This is a genomic window from Flavobacterium sp. R1_16 (genome assembly GCF_057652095.1).
The window spans coordinates 23991-36030 of the sequence record NZ_JBYFCG010000005.1 but is presented as its reverse complement, the minus strand read 5'-3'; the positions used below and the strand labels follow the sequence as shown (position 1 = coordinate 36030).

Genomic DNA, 12040 nt, shown 5'->3' with positions numbered 1-12040 from the left:
GAAAACTAAAAGGATATGAATAGCATTAATTTGAAAGAGTTTGTTACCAAAAATGGGGAGATACTTCTTTACAATGGAAATCCAGATTTTCAAAAATTAGAAGAATTGTCTCTCGGTTATGGGGATATTTGGCATAGTTCTTTTGAGCAAGGATTCAAAAATGCATTTCCCGAGGTCGTGTATCAAACTATTTTTTGGTATTTACTTGACTTTGATAATTTGGATCAATGCATTAGTTGGAGGATAAATCCAAATCAGTTTGCTGTGCGAAAAACAGTTTGGGAAACTCTAAATGGTTTTGATGCTGATTACGATACTATCTATATGCAAGCTTTAGATTTTGGGTTCAATGCATTACGATTTTCAGGAGGCGTTCCATTGTATGTAAATAAACTTTTTGACGAAAATAAAAAGGAAATATTTCAAATTACGCCAAAAGACAGGTATGCTTTTTTTATAAAAAACTTCAAAATTGACCATGCCATTTTTATGTTATACCGAAAAGGATTTTGGAAGATTAGTGAATGGAATGCCTTTTTATATGCGAAGAAAAACTTCAGAATAAAATCTAATACTCCTAAAATAAAACCTAGAGAATTAGAATCCATACAAGGGAAACCTACTGTTAGTTATATTATTCCAACGATGATGCGCCAAGATTATACTTTGCAGTTGTTGACGGATTTAGCAAATCAAACCTATCCACCCACTCAGGTAGTAGTCGTTGATGCAACACCCGAAAATAGTAGAGATGAGTCTGCATATAACAATAAAAATTATCCATTTGAATTAATTGTAAAATGGCAAAAAACAAAAGGAAGTTGTAGAGCAAGAAATGAGGCTATTACCTATTGCACTGGTGATTATATTGTGTTTGGGGACGATGATTTAAGACTTGCTACTAATTATATTGAAAATCATATTCGGTTTTTACAAACTTACAAGGCGGATGCTTGCAATGGTTTAGACATTCGTGCTGACCACCAACATCAAGATCTTAATGATTTGCAAAAGAAATTAGATATACTTGATGATAGTAGGTTTGTTGTTGGCGCAGCTCAATTTTTTAATAATGCCAATAATTGTGTTAAAAGAGAGTTTGTGAATAAATTAGTTGGTAATGATATCAATTTTGATGGAGGTTACGGTGAGGATAATGATTTTGGTTTGACTTTAACTAAAATTGGAGTTACTGTCTTACAAAATCCATTTTCAAATAGTTTACATTTAAAGCCACCTATTGGAGGTTACAGATTTTGGGGAAATCAGGCAAAAATTTTAGGGAAAAAGAGAAAAAAACAACCTTGGGAATTAGATACACCTGTACGATTTATTAGACCTATACCTAGTCCAACAGTAATGTATTTCTACTGCAAACATTTTGGTATAGAATTAATAAAAGAATACCGTCATAAATATTTTGTTTTATTTTTATTTAAAGGGTCAAAAGCTTTATTTCTTTTAAGACTTTTAAAAATCCCATTCAAACAATTACAGTTTAATAAGTCATTATTTTATGCAAAAAAATTAATGGACTTAGGCAGAAGAACAAGTTAATAATTATGAAGTTTACACTCATTATTTGTACCTATAATAGACCTAAGCCATTGTTGCAATTGTTACAATCAGTTCAAGAACAGACAATGTATCCTGATGAAATTTTAATTATTGATGGTTCTGAAAATAATGATACAGAGACTATTTTAAAGCAAAATCCATTTGAAAAACTACGCTATTTTTTAGTGTCATCTCAGGATAGAGGTCTGACAAGACAAAGAAATTTCGGAATTGAACGTGTTGCAAATGATTCAGAAATAGTTTGTTTTTTAGACGATGACACTATTCTAGAACACAGTTATTTTGAACAAATTATAGAAACGTATCATCAGTTTCCCAATGCTTTAGGAGTTGGAGGATACATTATTAATGAAGATGATTGGAAAAAGACTACTGAGGATTATACACCTAAGCTACATGAATTTTACTATGATGGATGGAAAAAAGAAGATGGGAGTCGTTTTGTTTTAAGGAAAAGACTAGGCTTAGATAGTAATGTAAAACCTGGCTTTTTACCTGAATTTTCTCACGGTAGAAGCATTGGATTCATTCCGCCATCGGGAAAAATTTATGAAGTTGAGCAACTAATGGGTGGTGTTTCCTCTTTTAGAAAATCAGTTTTTAAAACTTTTCAATTTTCTACTTATTTTGAAGGATATGGTTTGTATGAAGATGCCGATTTTACCCTAAGACTTTCAAAAACAGGCAAGTTATACATTAATACTAATGCTCAATTATCTCATTATCATGACCCATCTGGAAGACCAAATCGGTATAAATATGGTAAAATGGTGGTTAGAAATGGATGGTATGTTTGGAGAGTTAAGAATCCTAAACCAAGATTAAATGCTAGGATAAAATGGCACGCTATAACTTTACTTTTGACGGTAATACGATTTATCAATATATTTACAACTAGCAAGAGAAAAGAAGCTTTAACCGAAACTATGGGAAGAGCAGTGGGTTGGTTTAGCTTATTTTTTGATAAACCCAAAAGTTAAATTTAGATTAGTTACTGTTGGTACTATTAAAAGAGAGCAAAACAATATTTTTTTATAGCATCTTAAAATGATAAATTATATTAAATCAGTAAATGAAAACGATTGTTATTGCACATAATTACAGTGAAATTTCATTTGCTGCAATGAGTTATCACTTTGCTCACTATTTAGCTAATTTGGGTCATCGGGTAGTATTTATTTCTCATATACCTTATTTTTCTGAAAAGAAAATTCTTAAAATCAATTCAGGAGAAATTATTCTGTGTTCTTGGTCTTCAGAGAAAAGACCCACAACGTTTCGTGACTTTATTTGGTTTTCAAGACTTTATTTTCAATATAAACCACAAATTATAATTGGGCATTTCGTAGGAAGTAATATAACGATTTTGCTTTCTAAGGTGTTTTCTTTCGGTAAGGTCCAATCGGTAGAATACTATCATACGCTTTCAGACCAAATTATATCAGACCTCAAAAGAGTTACTTTCAAACAAAAGCTTCTTTTTTTTAGAAAGAAATTTTTCTACAAGCTTTTTTGTGATAAAATAATTTGTCCTTCGATACTAGCAAAAAAAGATTTGGCTCATTTTTTCTCATCAGAAAAGGGTATTGTACTTCTAAATCCGATGATAGATAGATTTGAGAAAAAAATTAATACGACCACAGACTCGATTAGTATATCCTATTTAGGTAGACTAGACCCTTCAAAAGGGGTGATTGACCTTGTTAAGGCTTTTGAAATATATAAAATTGATAATCCGATTTCAAAAATTGTTTTAAATATTGCTGGTTCAGGAAAACAATCCAGTGAAATACAAGAATTAACACAAAATAATTCTTCGATTCGTTTTTTAGGTCCATTAGCATACCATGAAATAGATGAATATCTGAATAAAAGCCATTTTACGATTATTCCATCAAAGTTTGATAATCTTCCAACTGTAGGACTTGAATCTCTAATGAATCAAACGCCTTTACTTATTTCGAATACTACGGGATTAACGGATTATTTGGAAGATGGTAAAGATTGTTTCAAGTTTGATTCCAACATAGATGATATCATAGCGTTATTCAACAGAGTTGAATCTAATTCTGCTACTATAGAACAAATGAGTTTGAATGCGAGAAATACTTTTTTAAAAAAATTCAGTATTTCAAATTATTGTGAAGATTTATTAAAGATTATAGAATGAAATTTGTAATTATCACTCACGTAGAACACATATTAGAGGATAATTTATACTATGCATATGCTCCATATGTCAGGGAAATGAATGTTTGGTTAAACTATGTGGATGAAGTAGTACTAGTTGCCCCACTGGAATCAAAAAAAAGAGCAGCAATTCACAGCTGTTACGGTCATAAGAATATTAGATTCAAGTCGATTCCTAAAATGAATCTATTGAGTTTTAAATCTATTTTTATGTCAATTTTAAATACCCCTTCGGTCTCTTGGAGTATTTTCAAAGCAATGAGAGATGCAGATCATATTCATTTGCGCTGTCCAGGAAATATAGGTTTATTGGGCTGTATAATTCAAGTGTTATTTCCTAAAAAGCCTAAAACAGCCAAATATGCGGGTAATTGGGATCCAAAATCAGCACAACCTTTCACCTATAAATTGCAAAGATGGATTTTGAGTAATACATTTTTAACAAAAAACATGCAAGTTTTGGTTTATGGAGAATGGGAGAATACGTCAAAAAACATAAAACCATTTTTTACTGCAACCTATCGCGAGCAAGATAAAGTTATTATTAGTCCTAGTTTATTGGACAGTAGAATTCATTTTTTATTTGTAGGTACTCTTTCTTCAGGTAAAAGACCCATATATGCTGTTCATATTGTCGAAAAGTTGGCACAATTAGGTTATCCTGTCTCACTACAATTTTTTGGAGAAGGAGCAGAAAGAAGTGCATTACAACACTATTGTGATGAGAATCAGTTGAATTCTATTGTTGAATTCAAAGGGAATCAGATAGAAAGTATGGTTCGTGAAGCGTACAAAAAAAGTCATTTTTTACTCTTGCCTTCTGAAAGTGAGGGTTGGCCAAAAGTAGTAGCTGAAGCAATGTTTTGGGGATGTTTACCTATAGCAACTCAGGTATCATGCGTAGGAAGTATGTTATGTTATGGAAAAAGAGGATTACTTTTAAATATGGATTTAGAGAGTGATATCGATATGATTAGAGCTATTTTAAAAAATCAGACAGAATACGATTCTAAAGTTCAAGAAAGTATTCTTTGGTCTAGAAAATATACTTTAGATTTGTTTGAAAATGAAATTAGAGCATTGTTGTACACATGAGAATAGCACAAATTATAGATTCGCTTGATGTTGGAGGAGCAGAACAGATTGCTGTTAATTATGCTAATGCTTTATCTAAAAAAATTAGTTTTTCAGGTTTAGTTGTCACAAGGAGAGAAGGTGGTTTGAAAAGCAGAATAGGAGAAGGAGTCGAATATCTTTTTTTGAACAAGAAAAAAACAATAGATTGGAAAGCTGTTTTTAAATTAAAAGAATATTGTAAAAAAAATAAAATACAGTTTTTACAACCTCACAGTAGCTCTTATTTTTTGGCTTTTTTAGTTAAATTAATATACCCTAAAATTCAAATTATTTGGCATGACCATAATGGATTAAGTGAATTTTTAGGTTCCCAAAAATGGATTCCGTTAAAAGTTGCTTCTTTTTTCTTTAAAGGAATTATTGTGGTAAATTACCAACTGAAAAATTGGGCAATAAAGGAGTTAAATTGTAAACATGTAATTTATCTGCCTAATTTTACACATCAACAAAATGAAACGGCATTCGAAACAGTATTAAAAGGAAAAGAAGAGAAGAGAATACTGTGTTTGGCTAATTTAAGAGATCAGAAGAATCATTTTTTACTTGTTCGTGTAGCCGATAAATTAAAAAAAAGTCATCCAGATTGGAGTTTTCATTTGGTTGGAAAAGATTTTGAAGATGATTATTCTAAGAAGTTAAAATCTTTGATTGTGTCAAATCAATTAGACGAAACAGTATTTTTATATGGGACTCGGAACGATGTTACTAATGTAATTTTTCAATCAGATATTGCTATATTAACTTCCAAATCAGAAGGTCTGCCAGTAGCATTATTAGAATATGGATTGAATAAAAAGGCTGTTGTTGTTACTCAAGTTGGTGAAATCCCACTAATTATTGAGAATGGTAAAAATGGGTATAGTGTACCTTCAAACAATGAAGATCAATTTTATAAGGCATTAGTCACATTAATTGAGAATCAGAATTTAAAGAGTGAATTTGGGAATGCACTTTATGAGACAATACTAAATAATAATTCCGAATCGGCAATTATTCAGCAATATCTAACATGGATAAAAGAGCTATAGAATGAATGAATCAGATAAAAAATATTTATTTCTAATTGGTCTCCATATTGCCATAGGTTTTGGGCTGTATTATATCCCTTTTTTTCCGAAGATTTATGGATATACAATTCTAATTGGGGGAATTTATTATGTGATTAATTCTCAAAATAGAAACAATGAGGTTTTGTATGCATCTGCCTACATTGTAGGGAGCGAGGTTTTGCTTCGAATGACAGGAGGTAATATTAACTATGAATTCTCAAAATATGGTGTAATTATTTTTATGCTAATAGGCATGTATTATAAAGGAGTGTCAAAACACGCAGCCGCCTATTGGATTTTTCTTTTGCTTTTATTGCCAGGTATTTTCATAGCTACCTATTCATTGAAATATACCACAGATTTACAAAATAAAATTTCATTCAATACATCTGGTCCTTTCTGTCTGGGTATTACCTCCTTGTATTGTTACACTAGGCAGGTTACTTTTAAGCAACTCAATGAAATTCTCTTACTCATAGGATTACCTATAATAGCCAATATGATTTATCTCATTTTATATACGCCAAGTGTTAGAGATGTCATTACAGGGACAAGTTCTAATTATGAGACTTCTGGGGGGTTTGGACCTAATCAAGTTGCTACAATATTAGGATTAGGGATGTTTGTATTCATATCCAGATTAATTTATTATTCCAATTCTAAATTTCTTTTTATAGTAAACTTAATTATTGCTTTTAACATTAGTTACAGAGGTTTGGTAACGTTTTCGAGAGGGGGAATGATGACTGGTTTTTTTATGGTTATAATTTTAATTATGATTACCTATTTCAAAATTAATTCAAGTGCCAAAATTAAAATGAATTATCTTATGATAGCGGTGGTAATAACAATGGTTTCAACTTGGATATATAGTTCTAATCAAACAGGAGGACTGATAGAAAAAAGATATGCCAATCAAGATGCTACGGGAAAAGAAAAAGAGGATCGATTCACCGGAAGAGCAGAGCTTGCTAAAGAGGAAATTGAAACTTTTCTCAAAAATCCTTTTTTGGGAGTTGGAGTTGGTAAGACAGCAGAGATAAGGCAACAAAGAATAGGTGAATTTGTGGCTTCTCATGATGAAATTACCAGAATGGCTGCAGAACATGGTGCTTTGGGGATTTTAGGATTACTCATACTTTTTGCCACTCCATTATTTCTATTTTTGGACAATAACCACAATATTTATCTATTGAGTTTTATAGTTTTTTGGATATTGACTATTAATCATGCTGCCATGAGAATTGCAGCACCAGCATTTGTATATGCATTGTCACTTTTAAAAGTAGTTGTAATCAATGAAAAAGAGCCTGCTCTACATAGGAAATAAACTTTCTGGTCACAATTTAACAGTTACTTCTATTGAAACCTTAGGGTTACTTCTAGAAAAGGAAGGCTATGATGTATATTATGCTTCATCAAAGAAAAATAAAATTCTAAGACTTTCTGAGATGATTCTTCGAACTATTCAATATAGAAATAAAGTTGAATATGTATTAATAGATACCTACAGCACCTATAATTTTTGGTATGCATTTATTATCAGTCAATTGTGCAGATTTTTTTCGTTGAAATATATTCCAAAGCTTCATGGTGGGGATTTACCTAATCGATTAGAAAGAAATCCTATTTTAAGTAGAATGATATTTAAGTATGCTCATATTAATATTGCACCCTCCGATTACCTTTTAGAGGCTTTTAAAAATAGAGGCTATGCACATCTTATGTGTATTCCAAATACTATAGAAATTCAAAATTATTCATTTAAAAAAAGGAAAAAATGTTCCCCTAAATTGCTTTGGGTACGTTCTTTAAGTGATATTTACAATCCCGAAATGGCTTTAAAAGTGATGTTTGAAATAAAAAAAGAATTTTCAGACACAAAACTTTGTATGGTTGGTCCTGATAAGGATGGCAATAAGAGGAAATTAAAGAAGATTGCCAAACAATTGGATTTAGACGTAGTTTTTACAGGAAAATTATCAAAAAATAAATGGATAAAACTCTCGGAGCAATATGATATATTTTTAAATACCACCCACTACGATAATACTCCTATTAGTGTTATAGAAGCAATTGCTTTGGGCTTACCGGTTGTAACTACTAATGTTGGTGGAATACCTTATTTGTTAGAAAACAGGGAAACGGCTCTTTTAGTAGATGACAACGATGTTAATGGAATGGTTGCTGGTATTAAAGAATTAATTGAAAATGAAGATTTGAAAGATAAGCTGGTCATAAACGCATTAAATTTAGTGCAGCAATTTGATTGGGATTTGGTGAAAAATAAGTGGTTAAAAATTCTTATTTAGAATAAAAGCATCCCTAATTTCACTAAATTGCGCTTTCAAAAAAATGAGTAAGCTTAAAAATGGTTGCCAATAAAAAAATACATTTTGAAATTTCTGAAAGAAAGATTCTATTAAGAATTTTCGATGTGGTATGGGTCTTATTGGCATTGTACTGCGTAGGAATTATTTTTAAGTTTAATTATTTCAATATTTCAACTACAAATTATTATTGGACTATTGTTTTAGGATTCTACATCATTATGTTTGGGACGGTTTTTGAAATGTATAATTTGCAAGTTGCAAGTAATCAGTTTCAAATTATAAAAAGTATAGTCTTAACCTCTTCTACAACGGTTTTAATATACTTACTTACTCCCGTTTACACTCCTGTTTTACCATCGAATAGGATACAAATAGTCTTCTTTTACATAGCTATTTTTCTAGCTCTATTTTTATGGAGAATGTTTTATGTTCAGTTTTTAGCTTCCAATCGATTTACAAAAAAAGTGATATTGATTTGTGATAAAGATCAATTGGAAGAATTAGTTTCGGGTTTAGAAAGTGCTGATCCGCATTATAAAGTAATGGGCTACATTAATTCGGACAGTATTAGTACAACTAATCAAGAGAATAAAAGTCATTTTATAGAAAATATTGATAGCAATCAATTGGAGAATTTTGTCATAGAAAATTCAGTTTCAGAGATTGTTATAGCTTCACAAAAAACAGATGGTATTACAGTCAATTTATACAATCAACTCATTCATTTATTGGAAAGTGGTTTTGTTATTAGAGAATATACTCAGGTGTACGAAAATAGTACACAGCGAATCCCAGTTCAATATGTAGCAAGGGATTTTTACAGGTATTTCCCATTTAGTAGAAGCAATCAAAATCAGCTTTATCTCTTGGCTGTTAGAATTGTAGAGGTATTGATTTCTTTATTAGGTGTGAGTCTGGGGATACTTTTATGTCCATTTATTTTGATAGGAAATTTTATAGGGAATCGAGGAAAATTGTTCTACATTCAAGAGCGTGTTGGTAAAAATGGGAAAATATTTAATATTTTAAAATTTAGAACCATGAAAACCAATGCGGAAAGTAATGGAGCCGTATTTGCGACCATCAACGATTCAAGGGTTACTACCTTCGGTAAATTTTTAAGAAAAACGAGAATCGATGAGTTTCCACAGTTTATAAATATTTTAAAAGGCGATATGGCTGTTATCGGGCCAAGACCTGAACGTCCCGTATTTGTTAACGAAATTGCAGAAGTGATGCCTTTCTATGAAACCCGTCACGTTATAAAACCAGGATTAACGGGCTGGGCTCAGGTAAATTATTCTTATGGCGAAACCATAAATGACAGTCTAATAAAATTGCAATACGATTTGTATTATATCAAGCACAGAAGTATTTTTCTAGACATCAATATCATCTTCAAAACATTCAGTACGGTATTATTTTACCGAGGACAGTAATTTTTCTTTTGTAACAATCAACCTAAGAAGTACTATACTATTGGTTATTATAATTGGTAAAACAATGAATAGATGAACTTTATTAATCATCAATAGTATATAAATTAAAAGCGAGAATAGGCATACAAATGCAGTTTTTCTAATCCATTTTAAATTATTTTTACATATAAAATAAATAATTACAAGGTATATAGGATTGAATAAAAAGATATTATAATTCCACAATATCTCTTTGTGAAACGAGTATAAGCCAATCAGTGAAAACAGCAATCCTACAGCACCAATAGTACTAAAATAGATAATGTTAGTTATCTTATTATTCAAAAATATGACTATCAATAAAATCCCTATCAAAGTATACATGTTGTCCCAAATAGGAGGATTGTAGGTAACAGAAGTTGCTTCAAACAGTGTTTTGGATTCTTTAACTAGTGGTTTATTCTTGTAGGAAATAATTTTTAGATTTTCGTATAAATCAAAAGGAAGAAAAATTTTAGTTTCCGGCTCATCTACTTTGGTCCCAAAAATAATATTGATGCCTAATTTTTCGTAAAAATGATTTTTGGCATAAGGGAATAAAACTTCTCTGTACGTTTTATCGCTGGTATTTTTCTTTTCAATAGGTTTGTTTTTAAGCACTTCGTTGAGGATATCTACTACTTTTGTGGTGCAATTTCTATCGATAAATTTGTAAGTGTAATATTTGGTTTCTGGATTAAGAGAAATACTTAGCTTTTCAAATAAAAGCTGCTTCTCTTCAATAGAAAGGTCTAAAACTTGTTCATAGATAGACCTATTTTCAATTCTATAATTGTATTCAAAATCTTCATACGAATAAGCTGCTGCATAATATTGCATGTCTCCTTTTACAAATTTTAGAATGAAATTTTCAGTACTAAAATCGAACATGCCATAATTGTAAATGTAATCAAAACCATTAGAGGCATCCTGTATTCTCAATGCAGTATGTCCATATAAAGAATGGGATTCATTAGCCGTTCCTACAGTTAATATACTTATTTGAGTATTTGGCGTTATTGGTGTAAGTTGGGAATAATTTTTCCAAGAAAAGAAAAAGATAAACAACAATAGTAGTTTTCGTATCATTTTAAGTTTTATCTAAAAATTCCTAAATCAACTTTTAAAGAAAATACATTGGAATATAAAGCGGCACTTTGATTTCCGATATCGGTCAAGGCATAGTCAATTTGAATCCCTTTGTATTTGAATCCTAGTCCTACATTAGGCTGAAAACTTAATTTTTTGCTGTCATCAAGTTGAACGGTATTTTGAAAATTTCCAAATCCAGTTCTTAAAAACACCAAATCGGTATATCCATATTCAAAACCTAAAGCTGGCGCAATACTCACAAAATCACTCGCAAAAATAGCATTGGTTTTTGCAAATTCCATATTCAAGTTTGCAGAAGCTAAAAGACTGGTGTCATTGTGAAATTCAAATTTTTTCGACATTCCTAATTGCGCTTTTGGTAACGTAATTTCTGTGCTTTCGGGTAAATCCTGATTTTCTCCTGGAATAGCATTCTGAATCTTAGCATACTCTTTTTCGTCAATACTCCAAACGTTGTAGGTTGTAGTTATGTCTCGAAGCATCAAACCAAATTTCCAATTATTCCTTTCAAATTGCACTGCAGCATCAATTCCGAAACCCCAAGAATTGGCAAATTTCCCAATAATTCTTCGGATAATTTTTGCATTCACTCCATATTGAAATCCCTCCAATTTTAATTTTCTAGCATAAGAAAAAGTAAAAGCATAATCAGCAGTTGAAAATTTGCTGATTCTATTGTAATCAATATTTCCTTGACTGTCAATTAATTCTGTAGTGTTTAAAATATCGTCGACCCCAAAACGAATCATAGAAATTCCCCAAGCACTTTCATCGTCAATGGGTGAGGCATAGGCGGCAAAATCATATTGTGCAATGTTGGCAAAATAACTAGCATGCATCAAGGAAACTTGTTTGTCTTCAAGATGGATTAATCCCGCTGGATTCCAATAGGTTGAATTGACATCGTTAGTGCTGGAAGTAACAGCATTAGCCATCCCTAAAGCAGCAGCGTCAATACCAATATTCATAAATTCATTGGAATATTTCCTAACCGCTTGACTATGAGCAAAGATGCAGATAAAAAGAAATGAAATTAAAAGGACTTTTCTCAATGTGGATTTGTTTACAAACTTTTGTCAAAAATATACTTTTTTACTGAGGTTATTTCTTCGTCTAATTAAATAAATAACCAACAGACACGAACAAATAAAAATATCATTTAAAAAACGTACTTCTCTTTAAC

The 12040-nt window shown here is 31.0% G+C and carries 10 protein-coding genes; 8 read left to right on the top strand and 2 right to left on the bottom strand.

The annotated features are described in order from the left end of the window. Positions 1 to 15 precede the first annotated feature (15 nt). The 8 genes from AC23L6_RS09260 to AC23L6_RS09225 all read left to right on the top strand — a co-directional run bounded on the left by AC23L6_RS09260 (position 16) and on the right by AC23L6_RS09225 (position 9726). Entirely contained in the window at positions 16 to 1557 is a 1542-nt protein-coding gene (locus AC23L6_RS09260) for a glycosyltransferase family 2 protein (protein ID WP_487561888.1), read from the top strand. A gap of 5 nt (positions 1558 to 1562) precedes the next feature. Continuing rightward, complete coding sequence (locus AC23L6_RS09255) at positions 1563 to 2558, top strand: glycosyltransferase family 2 protein (RefSeq protein ID WP_487561887.1); 996 nt, start codon at positions 1563 to 1565, stop codon at positions 2556 to 2558. Between the two features lie 92 nt (positions 2559 to 2650). Then, positions 2651 to 3748: a glycosyltransferase family 4 protein gene (locus AC23L6_RS09250; protein WP_487561886.1), complete on the top strand. Its 1098-nt coding sequence runs from the start codon at positions 2651 to 2653 to the stop codon at positions 3746 to 3748. Further along, positions 3745 to 4863 carry a glycosyltransferase gene (locus AC23L6_RS09245; protein WP_487561885.1) on the top strand — a complete coding sequence of 373 codons (1119 nt, stop codon included), beginning with the start codon at positions 3745 to 3747 and terminating at the stop codon, positions 4861 to 4863. The genes AC23L6_RS09250 and AC23L6_RS09245 overlap by 4 nt, the downstream gene beginning before the upstream one ends. After that, positions 4860 to 5933 carry a glycosyltransferase gene (locus AC23L6_RS09240; protein WP_487561884.1) on the top strand — a complete coding sequence of 358 codons (1074 nt, stop codon included), beginning with the start codon at positions 4860 to 4862 and terminating at the stop codon, positions 5931 to 5933. Before AC23L6_RS09245 ends, AC23L6_RS09240 begins: the two co-directional genes overlap by 4 nt. A gap of 1 nt (position 5934) precedes the next feature. Then, on the top strand, positions 5935 to 7284 hold the full coding sequence (locus AC23L6_RS09235; protein ID WP_487561883.1) for an O-antigen ligase family protein: 1350 nt from the start codon (positions 5935 to 5937) through the stop codon (positions 7282 to 7284). Continuing rightward, positions 7253 to 8266, top strand: coding sequence for a glycosyltransferase family 4 protein (locus AC23L6_RS09230; RefSeq protein WP_487561882.1), 1014 nt, complete (start codon positions 7253 to 7255; stop codon positions 8264 to 8266). The genes AC23L6_RS09235 and AC23L6_RS09230 overlap by 32 nt, the downstream gene beginning before the upstream one ends. Before the next feature lie 59 nt (positions 8267 to 8325). After that, positions 8326 to 9726, top strand: a complete 1401-nt coding sequence (locus AC23L6_RS09225; RefSeq protein WP_487561881.1) for an exopolysaccharide biosynthesis polyprenyl glycosylphosphotransferase — start codon at positions 8326 to 8328, stop codon at positions 9724 to 9726. On the opposite strand, the gene AC23L6_RS09220 is transcribed toward AC23L6_RS09225, so the two are convergent. Both AC23L6_RS09220 and AC23L6_RS09215 read right to left on the bottom strand, forming a co-directional pair. Further along, positions 9706 to 10833, bottom strand: coding sequence for a lipoprotein N-acyltransferase Lnb domain-containing protein (locus tag AC23L6_RS09220; protein WP_487561880.1), 1128 nt, complete (start codon positions 10831 to 10833; stop codon positions 9706 to 9708). The two genes, AC23L6_RS09225 and AC23L6_RS09220, sit on opposite strands and share 21 nt — an antisense overlap. Positions 10834 to 10841: 8 nt before the next feature. Further along, positions 10842 to 11909 (bottom strand): putative type IX sorting system protein PorV2, encoded by a 1068-nt coding sequence (locus AC23L6_RS09215; RefSeq protein WP_487561879.1) that lies wholly within the window; start codon positions 11907 to 11909, stop codon positions 10842 to 10844. Positions 11910 to 12040: the final 131 nt, after the last annotated feature.

Excerpts from the sequence above, each read along its gene's own strand:
- AC23L6_RS09260 (WP_487561888.1), top strand. The coding sequence starts at position 16 with ATGAATAGCATTAATTTGAAAGAGTTTGTTACCAAAAATGGGGAGATA.
- AC23L6_RS09255 (WP_487561887.1), top strand. The coding sequence starts at position 1,563 with ATGAAGTTTACACTCATTATTTGTACCTATAATAGACCTAAGCCATTG.
- AC23L6_RS09250 (WP_487561886.1), top strand. The coding sequence starts at position 2,651 with ATGAAAACGATTGTTATTGCACATAATTACAGTGAAATTTCATTTGCT.
- AC23L6_RS09245 (WP_487561885.1), top strand. The coding sequence starts at position 3,745 with ATGAAATTTGTAATTATCACTCACGTAGAACACATATTAGAGGATAAT.
- AC23L6_RS09240 (WP_487561884.1), top strand. The coding sequence starts at position 4,860 with ATGAGAATAGCACAAATTATAGATTCGCTTGATGTTGGAGGAGCAGAA.
- AC23L6_RS09235 (WP_487561883.1), top strand. The coding sequence starts at position 5,935 with ATGAATGAATCAGATAAAAAATATTTATTTCTAATTGGTCTCCATATT.
- AC23L6_RS09230 (WP_487561882.1), top strand. The coding sequence starts at position 7,253 with ATGAAAAAGAGCCTGCTCTACATAGGAAATAAACTTTCTGGTCACAAT.
- AC23L6_RS09225 (WP_487561881.1), top strand. The coding sequence starts at position 8,326 with ATGGTTGCCAATAAAAAAATACATTTTGAAATTTCTGAAAGAAAGATT.
- AC23L6_RS09220 (WP_487561880.1), bottom strand. The coding sequence starts at position 10,833 with ATGATACGAAAACTACTATTGTTGTTTATCTTTTTCTTTTCTTGGAAA.